The organism is Calidithermus timidus DSM 17022, assembly GCF_000373205.1.
Lineage (GTDB): Bacteria > Deinococcota > Deinococci > Deinococcales > Thermaceae > Calidithermus > Calidithermus timidus.
Genome location: NZ_KB890687.1, coordinates 244,661 through 261,186, shown reverse-complemented (window position 1 = coordinate 261,186; position 16,526 = coordinate 244,661). Strand labels below are relative to the sequence as shown.

Annotated in this window: 15 protein-coding genes; 7 read left to right on the top strand and 8 right to left on the bottom strand. The window is 67.7% G+C overall.

What is annotated here, in order from left to right; translation table 11 throughout:
* Nucleotides 1-3: 3 nt before the first annotated feature.
* Entirely contained in the window at nt 4-3,129 is a 3,126-nt protein-coding gene (locus tag B047_RS0101215) for a type I restriction endonuclease subunit R (RefSeq protein ID WP_026234469.1), read from the top strand.
* A gap of 123 nt (nt 3,130-3,252) precedes the next feature.
* Here the strand turns inward: B047_RS0101215 and B047_RS0101210 are convergent, their stop codons facing one another.
* From B047_RS0101210 to B047_RS0101195, 4 genes are read right to left on the bottom strand one after another with little or no spacing between them, the layout of a single operon-like run.
* Complete coding sequence (locus B047_RS0101210; protein WP_018465141.1) at nt 3,253-4,008, bottom strand: alpha/beta fold hydrolase; 756 nt, start codon at nt 4,006-4,008, stop codon at nt 3,253-3,255.
* A 26-nt stretch (nt 4,009-4,034) separates the two neighbouring features.
* Nucleotides 4,035-5,243: an imidazolonepropionase gene (hutI, locus tag B047_RS0101205; protein WP_018465140.1), complete on the bottom strand. Its 1,209-nt coding sequence runs from the start codon at nt 5,241-5,243 to the stop codon at nt 4,035-4,037.
* Nucleotides 5,240-6,892, bottom strand: a complete 1,653-nt coding sequence (gene hutU / locus B047_RS0101200) for a urocanate hydratase (protein ID WP_018465139.1) — start codon at nt 6,890-6,892, stop codon at nt 5,240-5,242. The genes hutI and hutU overlap by 4 nt, the downstream gene beginning before the upstream one ends.
* Nucleotides 6,889-7,584, bottom strand: coding sequence for a GntR family transcriptional regulator (locus tag B047_RS0101195; protein ID WP_018465138.1), 696 nt, complete (start codon nt 7,582-7,584; stop codon nt 6,889-6,891). Before B047_RS0101195 ends, hutU begins: the two co-directional genes overlap by 4 nt.
* Nucleotides 7,585-7,709: 125 nt before the next feature.
* Between B047_RS0101195 and hutH the strand changes: the two genes are divergently transcribed.
* Nucleotides 7,710-9,230 (top strand): histidine ammonia-lyase, encoded by a 1,521-nt coding sequence (gene hutH, locus B047_RS0101190; protein WP_018465137.1) that lies wholly within the window; start codon nt 7,710-7,712, stop codon nt 9,228-9,230.
* A gap of 52 nt (nt 9,231-9,282) precedes the next feature.
* On the opposite strand, the gene B047_RS0101185 is transcribed toward hutH, so the two are convergent.
* Entirely contained in the window at nt 9,283-9,753 is a 471-nt protein-coding gene (locus B047_RS0101185; RefSeq protein ID WP_018465136.1) for an EVE domain-containing protein, read from the bottom strand.
* Between the two features lie 67 nt (nt 9,754-9,820).
* On the opposite strand from B047_RS0101185, the gene B047_RS0101180 reads away from it, so the two are divergent.
* The 3 genes from B047_RS0101180 to B047_RS0101170 are packed head-to-tail and all read left to right on the top strand — an operon-like array spanning nt 9,821 to nt 12,258.
* Entirely contained in the window at nt 9,821-10,333 is a 513-nt protein-coding gene (locus tag B047_RS0101180) for a hypothetical protein (RefSeq protein ID WP_018465135.1), read from the top strand.
* 21 nt (nt 10,334-10,354) lie between these two features.
* On the top strand, nt 10,355-11,701 hold the full coding sequence (locus B047_RS0101175; RefSeq protein WP_018465134.1) for an FAD-binding oxidoreductase: 1,347 nt from the start codon (nt 10,355-10,357) through the stop codon (nt 11,699-11,701).
* A 17-nt stretch (nt 11,702-11,718) separates the two neighbouring features.
* Nucleotides 11,719-12,258 (top strand): DUF1648 domain-containing protein, encoded by a 540-nt coding sequence (locus B047_RS0101170; RefSeq protein ID WP_018465133.1) that lies wholly within the window; start codon nt 11,719-11,721, stop codon nt 12,256-12,258.
* Between the two features lie 34 nt (nt 12,259-12,292).
* Here B047_RS0101170 and B047_RS0101165 read toward each other — a convergent pair whose 3' ends face one another.
* The 3 genes from B047_RS0101165 to B047_RS0101155 form a co-directional block, all read right to left on the bottom strand.
* Nucleotides 12,293-13,372 (bottom strand): prephenate dehydrogenase/arogenate dehydrogenase family protein, encoded by a 1,080-nt coding sequence (locus tag B047_RS0101165; protein WP_018465132.1) that lies wholly within the window; start codon nt 13,370-13,372, stop codon nt 12,293-12,295.
* A gap of 102 nt (nt 13,373-13,474) precedes the next feature.
* Nucleotides 13,475-14,512, bottom strand: coding sequence for a 3-deoxy-7-phosphoheptulonate synthase (gene aroF, locus B047_RS0101160; protein ID WP_018465131.1), 1,038 nt, complete (start codon nt 14,510-14,512; stop codon nt 13,475-13,477).
* A gap of 249 nt (nt 14,513-14,761) precedes the next feature.
* Nucleotides 14,762-15,175 carry a PaaI family thioesterase gene (locus tag B047_RS0101155; protein WP_018465130.1) on the bottom strand — a complete coding sequence of 138 codons (414 nt, stop codon included), beginning with the start codon at nt 15,173-15,175 and terminating at the stop codon, nt 14,762-14,764.
* Between the two features lie 84 nt (nt 15,176-15,259).
* Between B047_RS0101155 and B047_RS0101150 the strand changes: the two genes are divergently transcribed.
* Both B047_RS0101150 and B047_RS15960 read left to right on the top strand, forming a co-directional pair.
* The gene (locus B047_RS0101150; protein ID WP_018465129.1) at nt 15,260-15,994 is read left to right on the top strand and encodes an alpha/beta fold hydrolase; all 735 of its coding nucleotides are present in this window, start codon (nt 15,260-15,262) and stop codon (nt 15,992-15,994) included.
* On the top strand, nt 15,958-16,497 hold the full coding sequence (locus B047_RS15960; RefSeq protein WP_084784901.1) for a sporulation protein: 540 nt from the start codon (nt 15,958-15,960) through the stop codon (nt 16,495-16,497). The genes B047_RS0101150 and B047_RS15960 overlap by 37 nt, the downstream gene beginning before the upstream one ends.
* The last annotated feature ends 29 nt before the right edge of the window (nt 16,498-16,526 follow it).

Genomic DNA, 16,526 nt, shown 5'->3' with positions numbered 1-16,526 from the left:
AGTATGACGCGTGCCTTCACCGAATCCGAAGTTGAATCCGCTGCCCTCGCCTTGCTTCAATCCTTAGGTTGGCAGGTGGTGCACGGACCAGACGTTGCGCCGGGAGGACTGTTCGCTGAACGGACGGACTATCGGGAGGTTGTGCTCAGCGAGCGCCTGCGCGATGCGCTGGCCCGGCTCAATCCGACGCTGCCGGCCGAGGCGCTCGAGGATGCCTTCCGCAAGCTTACCCGGCTCGAGGGCGCAGACCTGCTCCAGCGCAACCGCGCCCTGCACCGGCTGCTGGTGAACGGCGTGACCGTCGAGNACCGCGATAGGGACGGCGCGATCCGCGGCGTACAGGTGNGCGTGCTCGACTTCGACCAACCCGCCAACAACGACTGGCTGGCGGTCAACCAGCTTGCCGTGGTGGAAAACCGCCACGAGCGCCGCCCCGATGTGGTGCTGTTCGTCAATGGCCTGCCGCTGGCGGTGCTGGAGCTCAAAAACGCAGCCGACGAGAGCGCGACCATCTGGAGCGCCTTCCGGCAGCTACAGACCTACCAGGCCGAGATCCCCTCGCTCTTCGCGACCAACGCTGTGCTGGTGGTCTCGGATGGTGTGCAGGCGCGGGTCGGGGCGCTGGGGGCCGGGCGGGAGTGGTTCAAGCCCTGGCGCACGGTCGCGGGCGAGCGCCTCGCCGACCCCCACACGCCCGAGCTGCAGGTGGTGATCGAGGGCGTGTTTGCGCCACGGCGTTTCCTCGACCTGTTGCGCGACTTCATCGTCTTCGAGGACGACGGCAGCGGGAGGCTCGTCAAGAAGATGGCGGGCTACCACCAGTTCCACGCGGTGCAGGTGGCGGTGACCGAGACGCTGCGCGCAGCCGAGCTGATCCGGGCCGATCAGGGGGCCGGGGCGACGGGGCGCAGGCCCGGCGGCAAGCCGGGCGACCGGCGTATCGGCGTGGTGTGGCACACCCAGGGCTCGGGTAAGAGCCTGACCATGGCGTTTTACGCCGGGCGCATCGTCCGTGAGCCGGCGATGGAGAACCCCACCCTGGTCGTGCTCACCGACCGCAACGATCTCGACGACCAGCTCTTCGCTACGTTCTCGCGCTGCCAGGATCTCTTGCGGCAACCGCCCGTGCAGGCCGAATCGCGCGCACACCTGCGCGAGTTGCTCTCGGTGGCGGCGGGCGGCGTGGTGTTCACCACCATCCACAAGTTCTTTCCCGAAGAGAAAGGCGACCGCCACCCGACGCTTTCCGAGCGCCGCAACATCGTGGTGATTGCCGACGAGGCGCACCGCAGCCAGTACGACTTCATCGACGGCTTTGCCCGCCACATGCGCGACGCGCTGCCGCACGCCTCCTTCATTGGCTTCACCGGTACCCCGATCGAGCTTGCCGACGCCAATACCCGTGCGGTCTTCGGCGACTACATCAGCGTCTATGACATCCAGCGGGCCGTGGAGGACGGCGCGACGGTGCCCATCTACTACGAAAGCCGTCTCGCCAAGCTCGCGCTCGATGAAGCTGAGCGACCGAAGATTGACCCGGACTTCGAGGAGGCCACCGAGGGCGAGGAGCTCGAGCGCAAGGAGAAGCTCAAGACCAAATGGGCGCAGCTCGAGGCCATCGTGGGGGCGGAGAAGCGGCTAAAGCTGGTAGCGCAGGACATCGTCGAGCACTTTGAGCGGCGGCTCGAGGCGATGGAGGGCAAGGCGATGGTCGTCTGCATGAGCCGGCGCATCTGTGTGGAGCTGTACCGGGAGCTCGTAAAGCTTCGGCCTGCTTGGCACGATGAGGACGACGCGCGCGGCGCCATCAAGGTGGTGATGACCGGCTCCGCCTCCGATCCACTCGACTGGCAGCCGCACATCCGCAACAAGCCGCGGCGCGAGGCGCTCGCGAACCGCTTCCGCGATCCGAACGACCCTTTCAAGCTCGTGATCGTGCGCGACATGTGGCTCACGGGCTTCGATGCCCCCAGCCTGCACACCATGTACCTGGACAAACCGATGCGCGGCCACGGCCTGATGCAGGCCATCGCGCGGGTGAACCGCGTGTTCCGCGACAAGCCGGGCGGGCTGGTGGTGGACTACCTCGGCCTCGCCCATGAGCTGAAGGCCGCACTGGCGACGTACACCGAGAGCGGAGGGACAGGCCGAACGGCGCTCGACCAGGAGGAGGCGGTGGCCGTGATGCTGGAGAAGTACGAAATCTGTTGCGGTCTCTTTCACGGCTTCGACCGCTCGCGCTGGACGACCGGCACGCCGCAGGAGCGCCTGGGTCTGCTGCCCGCGGCGCAGGAGCACATCCTCCAGCAAGAAAACGGCAAAGACCGGCTGCTGCGGGCGGTGCGCGAGCTGTCGCAGGCGTTTGCGCTGGCTGTGCCACACCAGGAAGCCCTGCGCATCCGCGACGACGTGGCTTTCTTCCAGGCCGTGCAAGCTGTGCTGGCCAAACGCGCGCCGGGCGAAGCGCGACCCGAGGAGGAGCTTGACCAGGCCGTGCGCCAGATCATCTCCCGCGCGGTCGCGCCGGAAGGGGTCGTGGACATCTTCGCAGCCGCTGGACTCAAGAAGCCGGATATTTCGATCCTGTCGGACGAGTTCCTGGCCGAGGTGCAGGGCATGCCGCAGAAGAACCTCGCGGTCGAGTTGCTGCAGAAGCTGCTCAGGGGCGAACTGGCCACCCGCCGCCGCAAAAACATTGTGCAGGCCCGTTCTTTTGCCGAGATGCTGGAGCAGACCATCCGCCGCTACCAGAACCGCGCCATCGAAGCCGCGCAGGTGATCGAGGAGCTGATCGAGCTGGCCAAGGAGATGCGCGAGGCCGACGCGCGCGGCGAGAAGCTGGGCCTGTCCGAGGAAGAGCTGGCCTTTTACGACGCGCTGGAGACCAACGACAGCGCGGTCAGGGTACTGGGTGAACCGACCTTGCGGCAGATTGCACAGGAACTGGTGCGCACTGTGCGCGACAACGTCACGATTGACTGGACGCTGCGCGAGAACGTGCGCGCGCAGTTGCGGGTGCTGGTTAAGCGTGTCCTGCGCAAGTATGGCTACCCGCCGGACAAGCAGGAAAAGGCGACGGTGACGGTGCTCGAGCAGGCCGAGGTCCTATCCGCAGAATGGGCGGCGTGAAGGGGCGTCTAACAACCGGGAGCGTTAGAGCATTCATCATAAAAATTGAGCCACCGAGAGCAAAAAATCCTTTTTCGTCAGATGCCTTGCCGCCCGGTTATACGACAACGTCTGTGAAGAGCGCTATTTGTCTCGAAGGAAACCTTCCACCAGCCCCAGCACCAGGGCCTCCTTTTCCCGGTGGGGTACGTGACCGCAGTCGGGCAGCACCTCCAAGCGCGCGGGCCCTTGCACCCCCTGTACGATGCGCTCCGGGAAGGCCGCGGAGCCGTATTCGTCACGGTCGCCGTGTAGGGCCAGCACGGGGCAGCGTACCTCCTTCAAGCAGGGCTCCAGCGTCCAGCCCCCAAACGCCGGCGCGAGCCAGACCCCCGTCCAGGCCTCCAGCACCCAGCGGGCTTTGTCGCCGTGCCAGCGCTTTAGCCGGGCGAACCGGGCGGGGTCTTGGAAGCTCCGCTGGGCAGCCCGGATGCCCTGTAGGGTGCGCTCTTCCACAAAGGCCTGGGCGGCCTCGGTAATCACCGCGCGGCAGCGACCCGGCTGATGGGCGGCGATGCACAGGGCCATGGCGCCCCCCACGCTGTGCCCGAAAAGCACGTACTCTTGAAGCTCGAGCTGCTCGGCAATGGCCGGGAAGTAGAGCCGGGCCTCCTCGAGGATAAAGTCCAGCGAAGGCGGTTCGGTTCGGGGCGAGGAGCGTCCAAAACCCAGGCGGTCGTAGGCCCAGACATCCCGTCCGGTGGCCTGGGCCAGCGCGGCAGGGAACCCGCGCCAGAGTTCCACCGAGCCCAGCGAGTCGTGCAGCAGGACGAGGGGGGCTTTGGGGTTTTGGCCTGTACTCCACTGCCGCACAAAGACCTGGCCGCCCGGAACCTTCACAAAGCTATCTCGAACACGTGGTGTGCTCACGGGAGTGAGCCAGGGGAGGCAGCGCGGAAAACCCGCCTTCCGCCCACGTAGGTCGAGTGAATCGGCGTATGGCCCCACTGGTAAAGCGGCATGAGTGCACTCGTTGAATCCACCACCACAAAGTCAGCCCTAGACCCTACTGCAATTCGCCCTAAATTTGCCCTGCCCAGGGCCAGCGCCGCATTCTCGGTGTGGGCGAAGAGGGCTTCCTCGGCGCTGAGGCGGCCCAGGCTCATGGTGAGCTGCATCGCGAGCCAAGGAGAATAGAGCGGGCTGGAGCCGGGGTTGTGGTCGGTGGCGATGGCCACCCTCACGCCCGCGTCCCACATGGCCCGGGCCTTGGGAAAGGGTTTGCGCAGGATCACTGCCGCGCCGGGCAATACCGTTCCGATGGTTCCTGAGGCAGCCAGGGCCTGCCAGTCTTGTGGGGTGGACTGCTCGAGGTGATCCGCCGAGAGCGCCCCCAGCTCCGCCGCGAGCCGGGTGGCCCCGGTGTGGGCGATCTGCTCGGCGTGGAGCTTGACCTTGAGGCCGTGGGACAGGGCGGCTTCGAGGATTCGCCGGGTCTCTTCCAGCGTGAACGCCCCCGGGTCGCAGAACACGTCCACGGCCTGGGCCAGCCCGCTACGGGCCACCTCGGGGATGAGCTCGGCGGTGAACATCGCCACGTACTCCTCCCGTTCCCAGCCCCCCGGCACCACGTGGGCGAGCAGGGTGGGGAAGACGCGCTGGGGCAGGGTTTCCCCGAGCCGCCGGATCACCCGCAGCATCTTGAGCTCGGCCTCGGGAAGGAGACCGTAGCCGCTTTTGATCTCCAGTGCGGTCACGCCTTGGGCGAGGAAGAGCTGGGCTCGAGCCCTGGCCTCCTCGTACAGCTCATCCTCCGAGGCAGCCCCGGTGGCTCGAACCGTTGCATAAATCCCGCCGCCCGCCGCCAGGATGGCCTCGTAGCGCTCGCCCCGCGCGCGCTTTAGGTACTCGTCCAGCCGGTTCCCGCCGTAGACCAGGTGGGTGTGCGCATCCACCAGGCCCGGCAGCACCCCGCGCCCGCCCAGGTCGGTGCGGGGCCAGCCGCGGTATTCCTCCGGCAGGTCGGCCTCGGCCCCGACCCAGACAAAACGCCCATCCTGCACCGCGAAGGCGGCCTGCTCGAGCCTTTCCCTAGGCGTGTGGAGTTCGGCGATGCCGGTAAATACCTGCTTCATCCTTCCCGTTCCCATCCTGCCAGGTCCAGGCCGCGCTCGCGGGCGACCTTTCGGGCCTCCTCGTAGCCGGCGTGGGCGTGGCGCATCACGCCGGTGCCGGGGTCGTTGGTGAGGACGCGCTCGAGCCGGTAGGCCGCTTCCTCCGAGCCGTCGGCCACCGTGACCTGCCCGGCGTGCAGGCTGTAGCCCATGCCCACCCCGCCGCCGTGGTGGAAGCTGACCCAGGCTGCACCCGAGACCGCGTTCAAGGCGAAGTTCAAGAGGGGCCAGTCGGCCACGGCGTCGGAGCTGTCCTTCATAGCCTCGGTCTCGCGGTAGGGGGAGGCCACCGAACCGGCGTCGAGGTGGTCGCGCCCGATGACGATGGGGGCCCCTAGCTCGCCTTTGCGCACCATCTCGTTGAACAAGAGCCCGGCCTTGTCGCGCTCCCGGTAGCCCAGCCAGCAGATGCGCGCCGGGAGGCCCTGGAACTTGAACTTCTTCACGCCCTCGGTGAGCCAGCGGGAGAGGCCCTCGTCCTCGGGGAAGAGCTCGAGCACGGCCTTATCGGTCTTGTAGATGTCCTCCGGCTTGCCGGAGAGCGCCACCCAGCGAAAAGGCCCCCGCCCCTCGCAGAACTGGTCGCGGATGAAGGCGGGCACGAAGCCGGGGTAGCTGAAGGCTTCCGCGAAGCCCCCCTCCTTGGCGAAGGCCCGCAGGTTGTTGCCGTAGTCGAAGGCCACCGCGCCCCGGCGCTGCATCTCCACGATGGCGCGGCAGTGCTCGGCCATCGCTTGCAAAGCTCGAGCCCGGTACCCTACGGGGTCGGCCTTGCGCAGGGTATCGGGGTCCTCGTCGGCCTTCAGGATGGGGATGTAGCCGTAGAGGGGGTCGTGGGCGCTGGCCTGGTCGGTGACGAGCTCGGGGGTGAAGCCCCGGCGCACCATCTCGGGCAGCACTAGAGCGGTGTTGCCCAATAGCCCGATGGAGAGCGCTTCGCCCTTACGCTTGGCCTCCTCCGCCAGCCGCAGGGCTTCGTCGAGCGAGTCGGCCCGCACATCGAGGTAGGCGGTGTCCAGGCGGCGCTGGATGCGCTCGGGGTCGATCTCTACGCAGATGGCCACCCCGCCGTTGAGGGTCACGGCCAAGGGCTGCGCCCCGCCCATGCCGCCCAGCCCACCGGTGACGGTGATGGTGCCCTTCAACGAGCCGCCAAAGTGCTTGCGGGCCGCGGCGGCGAAGGTCTCGTAGGTGCCCTGGAGGATGCCCTGAGTGCCGATGTAGATCCAGCTTCCGGCGGTCATCTGGCCGTACATCATCAGGCCCAGCCGGTCCAGCCGGTCGAACTCCTCCCAGGTGGCCCAGCGGGGCACCAGGTTGGAGTTGGCGAGGATCACGCGGGGAGCCAGGGGCTGGGTCTTGAACACCCCCACCGCCCGGCCCGACTGCACCAAGAGGGTCTCGTCGTTCTCGAGGCGCTCGAGCACCTCCAGGATGCGCTGCAAGTCCCGATGGCTGCGGGCCGCCTTGCCGCGCCCGCCGTAGACGATGAGCTCCTCGGGGCGCTCGGCCACCTCGGGGTCGAGGTTGTTCAGGAGCATGCGCTTGGCGGCTTCCTGGATCCAGCCTTTGGCGGTTTTGGTGGAACCTCGGGGGGCTTTGTAGGTCATGGGCGTTCTCCTTGGGGTGTGAAGGTGTCTTCCAGGTAGTAGCGGTCCCCGCGCATCAGGTACTCGACCCAGGTCACGGGGGTCTGGAGGGTGTAGGTCACACGCTCCAGCCGCAGCCCCGGCGCCCCGGCGGGCTGGGCGAGCAGGGCGGCGACCTCGGGCTCGAGCGCCACGGCCTCGAGGCGCTGCCAGACCCTGGTCAGCGGCAGGCCCAGCGCGTGCACCAGGATGTCGTGGAGCGACTCGGCGGTGAGGTCGTGCTGCAGTACCGCGCCGCAGCGCGCGGCGTCGAGGTAGCGGGTCTCGAGGATCACCGGCTCCTCGTCCAGAAAGCGCAAACGCCGCACGCAGAGCGTATTGGGCGTGCCCAGCTTCTCGGCCACCTCGGCGGGGGCCCTGCGGGGCTCGGCCACGAGCACCTGGGTCCGGGGTATGGCCCCCTGCGCGGCGGCAAACTCGTAGAAGGGCCGCACCCGCAGGAAACCCTGGCTAAAGCGCCGCTCGGCGGGGAAGCTGCCCTTGCCCTGCTGCCTCGAGAGGTAGCCCTCCTGCTCGAGCTCCTGCAAGGCCCGCCGCGCGGTCATGCGGCTGACGCCGAAGCGCCTGGAGAGCTGGTTCTCCGAGAGGGGAAAAGCGGGCTGGGGCTTGGCGAGCTCGCGCAACACCGCTTCCTTGACCTGAAGGTACTTCATAAGGCAACCTCTTTCGACCCCGTAAACGGGTTTTCAGGGCATAAGGGTTACGGTTTAGCGCACCGGGGGTTTACGGGGACCCTTCACAAGTTGTATATACAACCTAGCGTGAAGCGAGGTCAAGCATGGTCGAACTGGATGCAGGTGTGAGCCTCGAGGACTTTGAGCGTGTGGTGTGTGGGGGTGAGCCCGTCGGGCTCACGCAGGCCGCGCGGGAACGGGTGGCGAAGTGTCGGGCCTTTGTGGATGAGCTGGTGGAGAAGGGGGAGCCGGTCTACGGCCTCAACACCGGCTTCGGCAAGCTGGCGACGGTGCGGATCGCGCCGCAGGACCTCAAGCGCTTGCAGCGCAACCTGCTCTTATCCCACGCCATCGGGGTGGGGGAACCCTTCGCGCCCGAGGTGGTGCGGGGGATGCTTCTGCTGCGGGTGCAGAGCCTGGCCATGGGCTACTCCGGGGTTCGAGCGGTGGTGCTCGACTACCTGGTGGAATTCCTCAACCGGGGTATCACCCCGGTGGTGCCCTCTCAGGGCTCGGTGGGGGCTTCGGGCGACCTGGCCCCCCTGGCCCACATGTGCCTGCCGCTGATCGGGGAGGGTGAGGTGGAGTACCAAGGGCAGGTGCGCCCGGCGGGCGAGGTGTTGCGCGAGGTGGGGTTAGAGCCCTTGGAGCTCGAGGCCAAGGAGGGTCTGGCCCTCATCAACGGCACCCAGGCCATGGCTTCGCTGCTGGCGCTGTTGCTCCTCGACAGCGCGACCTTGCTCAAGAGCGCCGACCTGGCCGCCGCCATGAGTGTCGAGGCCCTCAAGGCCAGCCACCGCCCCTTCGACGAGGCGGTGAGCCGCCTGCGCCCTCACCCCGGCATGGCCGCCACCAGCGCCAACGTGCGCAAGCTCCTGCAAGACTCCGAGATCATGCGCTCGCACCTCGACTGCGACAAGGTGCAAGACGCCTACAGCCTGCGTGCCGTCCCCCAGGTGCACGGGGCCAGCCGCGACGCCATCGCCCACGTGCGGGAGGTGGTGCTGCGCGAGATGAGGAGCGTCACCGATAACCCTTTGGTCCTCCCCGACGAGGCCCGCACCCTCTCAGCCGGCAATTTCCACGGCCAGCCCCTGGCCCTGGCCGCCGACTACGCCGGCATCGCCCTGGCCGAGCTCGCCAACATCTCCGAGCGCCGCATCGAGCAGATGCTCAACCCCTCGCTCTCGGGCCTCCCGGCCTTTTTGGCCGAGGGCAGCGGCCTCAACTCCGGCCTGATGATCAGCCAGTACACCGCCGCCGCCCTCGTCAGCGAGAACAAGGTGCTCGCCCACCCGGCCTCCGTGGACTCCATCCCCACCAGCGCCAACCAGGAGGACCACGTCTCGATGGGCACCCACGCCGCCCGCAAGGCCCGCGCCATCTACGAGAACGTGCTGTGGGTGCTGGCCATCGAGCTGGCCTCGGCGGCCCAGGCCCTCGACTTCCACGCGCCCTTGCGACCGGGCAAGGGCGTGGAGGCCATCTACCGGCGCATCCGGCAGGAGATCCCGCACCTGGGCAGCGACCGCTACCTCAAGCCCGAGCTCTCGCGCCTGCGGGAGCTGATCCGCTCGGGAGCATTGGTGCGGGTGGCGGAAGAGGTGGTGGGGGAGATGGTTTGAGGGGCGCAGGTCGTAACGTCAGATGCCCCGGCCCTCGGCGAGCCACGGGCTTCTAAGCTGAGTCGACGGCTTCCCCGGCCAGCTCGAGGATGCGCCTTGCGGCTTCCTCGCCCACCGGCATCACCGAGAGGCGGTTGCCGCGCCGGACCACCCACAGCTCGTCGGGGGTGAAGCTCTGGCGCAGGGTCTCGAGGCTCACCATGCGCCCGAAGCGCCGCACGAAGCCCACCTCCACCGTCCACCAACGGGGGTTCTCCGGCTGGGCGGCGGGGTCGTAGTACTCGCTGCGCGGGTCGAACTGGGTGGGGTCCACTACGCCGCTGCGCAGGACCCTGCACAGCCCCACGATGCCCGGCGGCTCGGTGCTGGAGTGGTAGAAGAAGGCCAGGTCGCCCGGCTGCATAGAGCGCAGGAAGTTGCGGGCCTGGTAGTTGCGTACCCCCTCCCAGAGGGTGGTCTGCTCGCGCTCGAGGTCGTCGATGCTGAAGGTGTCGGGTTCGGACTTCAACAGCCAGTACGCCATAATGCCAGTCTAATGTTGCCAAAGACGGGCCTAACCCGTTTCTTATGTAGGTAGCTACCCTGAGAGTATGAGAAAACTTTGGTTAGCATTCCCGCTGGCCCTCCTCCTCGCAGCCTGCACTATTACCATCGACATAAGCCAAGGCCGAATCCCTGGGCTGTATGTCAAGATTCTCGGTTATGAGACGGAGTATAAAGACAGCAAGGGGGGCTCGTACATCTGCGACAACACCTTCACCACCGGGCGCTACAACTTCCGCTTCGAGGGCGACCTCGACCGCTGGGAGTCGGTGTTCGTGGGCCAGACCACGGGCGAGCGCAGCACGGTGAGCACTTACGTGTACGGCGATAACACCTACGTCGAGGACCCGCCCGGCTACATCCAGGTCAACTTCGCCTTCGGCCCCGGGGCCGCACCCTACCTCGTCAGCGGCCAGCAGATGTCCAAGATCGTGGTGGTGCCCACGCCCAACATCATCGGCTACACCCAGCTCGAGCTCACCTTCTACAATTCGGCGGGCAACTCGGGCAAGGTGCTCCTCAAGGGCATCCCGGTCATCGACAACTGCCCCAACCCTTGAGCACACGGCTAGACTGAGGGGGTGAAGCTGCTAGCTCCCCTGCTCGAGCGCCTGAGCCCCCGCAAGGTCCTCACCGACCTGCCGCAACGACAGCTCTACCGTTACGACGCCATCGCCGTCGGGGAGACCCCAGCGGCGGTCGTGCTACCCGAGACCACCCAGGACGTGGTGGAGGTGGTGCGCTTCGCCCGGGCGGCGGGCCTGCCCGTGGTGGCGCGGGGGGCGGCCAGCGGGTTATCGGGCGGGGCGGTGCCGGTGCGGGAGAGCATCGTCGTCGCTTTTACCCGCATGACCCGCCTCGAGCTCGACCCCATTCGCCGCATCGCCATCGCCCAGCCGGGGGTGGTCACGGCCTGGATCAGCGAGCGGGCTAAGCCCCACGGGCTGTACTACCCACCCGACCCGGCCTCCTTCCGCACCAGCACCCTCGGGGGAAACCTGGCCGAGAACGCCGGGGGCCCGATGTGCTTCAAGCGCGGTGTGACCGGCGATTACGTGCGCGAGCTCGAGTTTGTGGATGCCGAGGGCGAGGTGCACCGCCTTGGCCGCGAGGCCTACGACCTGCCGGGTCTGCTCATCGGCAGCGAGGGTACGCTGGGCCTCATCACCGAAGCCACGCTGAGACTCGAGCCCCTCCCCAAGCACACCCGCACCCTCATGGCCCACTTCGCCGAGGTGGGGCAGGCCGCCGAGGCCGTTTCCAAGGCCATTGCGGCGGGGGCGGTACCCTCGAGGCTGGAGTTCATGGACCAAGGCTGCATCCGCGCGGTCGAGGACTACCTGCACCTGGGCTTACCGCTGGACGCGGCGGCATTGCTGCTCGTGGACACCGACGGCGACGACCCCGAGGTGGTGGCGGAGGAGTTGGAGTGGGTGGCCCAGGCCTGCCGGGCCGCGGGCGGGGTGGTGCGCTTGGCGAACAGCCCGGCGGAAGCCGAGGGGCTGTGGAAGGCGCGGCGCTCGGTGTCTCCGGCCATTGGGCGCATCCGCTCCAAGCGCATGAACGAGGACATCGCCGTGCCGCGCTCGAGCCTCCCCGCCGTGGTGCGCGAGATCGAAGCCCTGGGCAAGCAGTACGGGCTCCCGCTGGTGCAGTTCGGCCACATCGGCGACGGCAACCTCCACCCCAACATCCTCTACGACCCCAAGACCGACCCCGAGGAGCGGGTGTGGGAGCTGGCCCACGAGGTCGCGCGGGTGGCGCTGCGCCACGGTGGGGTGCTCTCGGGCGAGCACGGCATCGGCCTGATGAAGCGCGAGTTCATGCGCGAGGCGACGGACCCACAGACCCTGGCCATCCTCTGGGACGTCAAGCGCCGCCTGGACCCCGAGGGGCGTCTGAACCCCGGGAAAGTCCTTCCGGAGTAGGGGAGGATCCTGGAACCATGCTCAATTGGTTGTTGGCTGCCCTCGACCTGCTGCTCCTGCTCGGTCTGTGGGGGTATGGCCTGCTGGCCTATGAAAAGCTCCCCGAGCGGATTCCCACCCACTTCGACCTTCAGGGCAATGCGCTGGCGTGGGGGCCAAAGTCGAGCCTGCTCCAAGTTCTCCTTATCTTTAGCGGACTCACCGCTTTGATCCTTGCCCTTTCGGCCCTGACCTTGCGGGATGCCCGCCTCACCTGGCTGAAGGTCCCGCACAAGGACCGGCTGCTCCGCCTCCCCCCGGCGGCCCGGCGGGAGGCGCTTTCGGTGGTGTGGGGCTTCTTGTGGGCGCTGCTGTTGGGGGTGCTGCTCGTGGCCTGGCTGATCAGCTGGATGATAGCCCGCTACGCCCACGGCACCCCGTTGCCGGGCGGCTTGGTGATCGCCGGGGAGGTGCTCATCCTCGCCTATGTTGGGATCCTCACGGGTCTTCTGGGGCGCAGCTTACGGGGGGTGCTCGAGCGGCTCGAGGACAGGATCAGCGGGGAAAAGCCCAGGTGACCCGGCGTGGCGTTTGGCTATCGGCACCCCGCCATCACCGCAACCGGTAGCCGATGTTCTCCAGGATTCGCCGGGCCGCCTCGCGTTCTTCGGCCGTGGCGAAGCCCATGCGGATGGCCCCACCCTCGTCGCGGATGGCCAGCACCTCGAACTGCTTGATGTTGATGTAGGCGTCGCCCAGGGCGTTGGAGATCTTGGCGATCTGGCCGGGCTTGTCGGGCACCTGCACCACCAGCTCGTGCAGGGTGGGGAGCAGGCTGCGCTTGACGATGGGCAGCGAGTCGCGGGTGCGCTTGGCGGCTTGGGCGGCCTCGAGCAATTCCTCGGGGCGCTCGAGCAGCTGCTCGAGTTCGGCCAGCACCGCCCTGAGCTCCTCCACCGCCTCGCGCAAGGCTTCGCGGTTCTCCACCACCATGTCGCGGCTCATGCGCGGGGAGCCCGAGGCCACGCGGGTCAGGTCGCGGAAGCCCCCGGCGGCCAGGAACATCAGCAGCTCCTGGTGCTCGTCGCGGGCTACCATGCGGTTGAGGGCCACCGCCAGCAGGTAGGGGAGGTGGGAGATGCGGGCCACCAGGCGGTCGTGGAGGGTGGGGGGGATCTCGAGCGGATAGGCGCCGAGCTCCTTGACCAGGCGGCGGATATGCTCAAGGGCTTGGGGCGGTGTCTCGGGCGTGGGGGTGATGACCCACACCGCGTTTTGCAGCAGGCCCGCGTGGGCTGCTTCCACCCCGGCCTTCTCGCTGCCGGCCATGGGGTGGCTGCCCACGAAGTTGGGTAGCACCTCCGCAAGCGCCTGCACCACCGGCCCTTTGACGCTGCCCACGTCGGTCCAGAGGCTGTCGGGGCGGGCGAAGGGGGCGAGCTGCCGGCCCACCTCGGTGAGCACGCCCACCGGCGCGGCCAGCACGCCTAGGTCCAGCTCGCCGACCCAGCTTCCCGGCGCGGTGTGCACCCTGTCGGCCACGCCCAGGGCGAGGGCGTCCTCGAGGGCCGAGGGGTCGGGGTCGTAGGCGTGAACCTCGTTGGCCAGGAAGCGCTCGCGCAGGCCCAGCGCCACGCTGCCCCCCAGCAGGCCGATGCCGAAGATGCCGACCTTGTCGAAGAGGGGTTTCATGGCGACGTCCTACGCCGTACGTCCTATGCCGTAGACAGACGCGGAAGGTTCAAAAGGTGCCGTGGGGCTCATGGAAGGGCAGTTTACCCGCGCCCTTCGGGCTCAGGCAAGCTCGAGACCGCCCACCATCTGTTTGCCCACCGCGGGCAAGATGGCCCGGACTTTCTTCATCAGCAGAGCGAACTCGTGCTCGTGGAGCTGCTGGGCTGCGTCGGAGAGGGCTTTTTCGGGTTCGGGGTGGGTCTCGACGATGATCCCGTCGGCTCCGGCAGCCACCCCGGCCAGGGCCAGCGGGATCACGTAGTCGCGCTTGCCCGCGGCGTGGGAGGGGTCGATCCACACCGGCAGGTGGGTCAAGGACTTGAGCACCGGTACCGCCGAGACGTCGAGGGTGAAGCGGGTGGCCTTCTCGAAGGTGCGGATGCCGCGCTCGACGAGGATGACCTTGAGGTTGCCCCTCGAGAGCACGTACTCGGCGCTCATGAGGAATTCCTCGAGCGTCATGCTCATGCCGCGCTTGAGCATCACCGGCTTGTTGGTCTCGCCCACCGCCTGCAAGAGCGCGAAGTTTTGGGCATTGCGCGCGCCGATCTGGAGCATGTCGGCGTGATGGGCCACCAGCTCGACCTGCTCGGGGGAGAGCACCTCGGTCACGATGGGCAGGCCGGTCTCGGTGCGGGCTTCGACCAGCAGCTCGAGCCCTTCGCGGCCCATGCCCTGGTAGGAGTAGGGGGAGGTGCGGGGCTTGAAGGCTCCGCCGCGCAGCATCTGGGCGCCGTGGCGCTTGACGAAGCGGGCGGCGGTGAGGATCTGCTCGCGCGACTCCACGCCGCAGGGCCCGGCGGCGACCATGAAGGCGTTGCCGCCGGTGGAGCCGGTGGGCCAGGAGATCACCGAGGGCTTGGGCTGGACCTCGAGGCTGGCGAGCTTGTAGGGCTTGCTGATGGGGATCACTTCGGCTACCTCCGGCAAGGCCCTAAAGTGCTCGAGCAATTCGGGCGTAGGGCCTTTGCCGATGGCCCCGATCAGCGTCGTGGAATCGCCCTCCGAGACATGGGGCCGGTAGCCCACCCGCCGGACTTCCGCGACGATGCTCTCGATCTCTGCCTGCCCTGCGCCGTGCTTGAGGATGATCAGCATGCCTTCCCTCCTTGAGATTCGGACTGGGGATGCAAAAAAACCTCCGGGGGTGGTCCCCGGAGGTGCGTTTGCAAGCCCAATGTGCTATGCCGACCTCACGGGGACCGTAGGCCAATAAAAGTACCCGAAGAAGCGGGCACTGGCTTTGGCGACCCCGTGCGTCTGCATATGCCCAGGAGTTTAAGGGCCTCTGGATCCCCTGTCAATACGCTCGTGGGGCTTGTGGGCGGGCACGACCCCAGATCTCGGCTATCGGCTATCTTCCCGAACCGGCACGATCGCCAGCGTGCAGCGGGAGACGCAGACTAAGCGGGATCGCTCATCGCGGATTTCGATGTTCCAGACGTGAGTGGTGCGGCCTTTATGCAGGGGAGTGGCTGTGGCGGTGACCCTACCGGAGCGCATGGAGCGCAGATGGTTGGCGTTGATCTCGAGGCCGAAGGAGGTGTATCCGTCGGGGGCGGCCAGGTATGCGCCGATACTGGCGACGGTTTCGGCCAGGGCTACCGAGGCGCCGCCGTGCAGGAAGCCGAAGGGCTGGTGGTGGCGGGGGGTGACTTCCATATGGGCCACTACCCGATCGGGGCTGGCTTCCGTCACCTGGATGCCGAGGGTGTTCAAGAGGGTTTCACGGGAGAACTGCGAAGGGTCGATGTGGGGCATGGCGCCAATGTACGCTTGCCGCGCACGGACAGACTGGATGGGCAGGCGCATTTGGCTGGACCGTGGCGTGCCAAGATTAGGCCTGTGGAAACGGTCGTCCTGTTGCCCGGCCTGCTGACCCCTCCAGCCGGCTTTCGCTCGCTGAGGGAGGGTCTGAAGGGCTTCGGCTGCCTCGAGCTCACTCCCCACCCCACGCCCTCCGAGCAACTCGAGGCCTGGCGCGCCGAGCTTCCCCCTGCAGCCCATATCGTCGCTTTTGCCGAGGCGAGCTGGGCCGGGGTGCAACTCGCAGCCCAAAGCCAAGCCAGGAGCCTGAGCTTGCTGAGCCCCATTCTCCGGGTGGACGCCGCGCTTCGCGCACGCCTGGATGCGCTCGAGGAGGCCCGGCGATGGGGCCTGGAAGCCTTCGTCGCGGCGGCTAAGCCCTGGCTCTTTGGGCCGGTGTTGCTCGAGCACGGCCAGGAGGCCATCGCGGCCTGGGCCGAGGGGTTGCGCGAGGGCGACCTCGCGCGCTGGCTACAGGCCATGCCCACCCTGCCCGACGGGCGCAGGGCTTTGCGCCTGCTGCGCTGCCCGGTGCTCGTGGTCATCGGGGCTGAGGACGTGTTTACCCCCAGCCGCTATGCCCAGGAGGTGCTGGGGTGGGTGCCCGAGCAGCGGGCCATGCGGGTGAGCCTCGAGGCCAGCGGCCACCTGGCTCCCTGGGAGAACCCCGGCGAGGCGCTGGCCGTGATTTCGGCCTTTTTGCACGACGCTGAGGCCTTCTTGCAGGGGCCACCGAGCTGGCACGACGGCCTGGACGAGCTGCCGGTACTGTAGCTCACCCCGCGCTCCCACCCCACACCCCCAGCACCCTGAGCCCGGACGAGGCCGATCCCAAGCGCCCGCCTCGCAACCGGGTCTGGCTGCGCACCGGGTTGGCGGTGTCCTGGGGCCTCGACCCGCAGGACTCCGACCCGCTCGAGGTCTTGCCCCTGCCCGCCGTAGAGGTGGTGCTCGAGGGGGTGCGCCGGATGGGGTTCCGCCTGGTGGGTGTGCGCAACGCCACCCAGATCATGCTTCGGGGGGCCTGGTTGAGCCTGCCCTTCCCAGTGGTGCAGACTTTTACCTTCGTCCCCACGACCGGCTATATAGGCCGCTTGGACAAGCTCGAGCTGACCCTCGCCAACATCGCCGAGGAACTGGAGTTCGTCCTCCAGCTCGACCGCAGCACCGCCGGCCTCGACGAGTCCACCCAACGCCTGCGCTTTCCCGCCGATGCAGGCGATCCCGAGCAGGTGCGCCAGCGCCTGGGGGAAGTGCTCGAGCAGGCGGGGGTTTGATCGGCAGGAGGACGATAAGAGCGCCACTC

Bases quoted from the DNA above. Each gene is read 5' to 3' on its own strand.
- hutH (WP_018465137.1), top strand. From the start codon at position 7,710: ATGGTCGAACTGGATGCAGGTGTGAGCCTCGAGGACTTTGAGCGTGTG.
- aroF (WP_018465131.1), bottom strand. From the start codon at position 14,512: ATGCTGATCATCCTCAAGCACGGCGCAGGGCAGGCAGAGATCGAGAGC.
- B047_RS0101155 (WP_018465130.1), bottom strand. From the start codon at position 15,175: ATGCCCCACATCGACCCTTCGCAGTTCTCCCGTGAAACCCTCTTGAAC.
- hutI (WP_018465140.1), bottom strand. From the start codon at position 5,243: ATGAAGCAGGTATTTACCGGCATCGCCGAACTCCACACGCCTAGGGAA.
- B047_RS0101180 (WP_018465135.1), top strand. From the start codon at position 9,821: ATGAGAAAACTTTGGTTAGCATTCCCGCTGGCCCTCCTCCTCGCAGCC.
- B047_RS0101185 (WP_018465136.1), bottom strand. From the start codon at position 9,753: ATGGCGTACTGGCTGTTGAAGTCCGAACCCGACACCTTCAGCATCGAC.
- B047_RS0101170 (WP_018465133.1), top strand. From the start codon at position 11,719: ATGCTCAATTGGTTGTTGGCTGCCCTCGACCTGCTGCTCCTGCTCGGT.
- B047_RS0101195 (WP_018465138.1), bottom strand. From the start codon at position 7,584: ATGAAGTACCTTCAGGTCAAGGAAGCGGTGTTGCGCGAGCTCGCCAAG.
- hutU (WP_018465139.1), bottom strand. From the start codon at position 6,892: ATGACCTACAAAGCCCCCCGAGGTTCCACCAAAACCGCCAAAGGCTGG.
- B047_RS0101165 (WP_018465132.1), bottom strand. From the start codon at position 13,372: ATGAAACCCCTCTTCGACAAGGTCGGCATCTTCGGCATCGGCCTGCTG.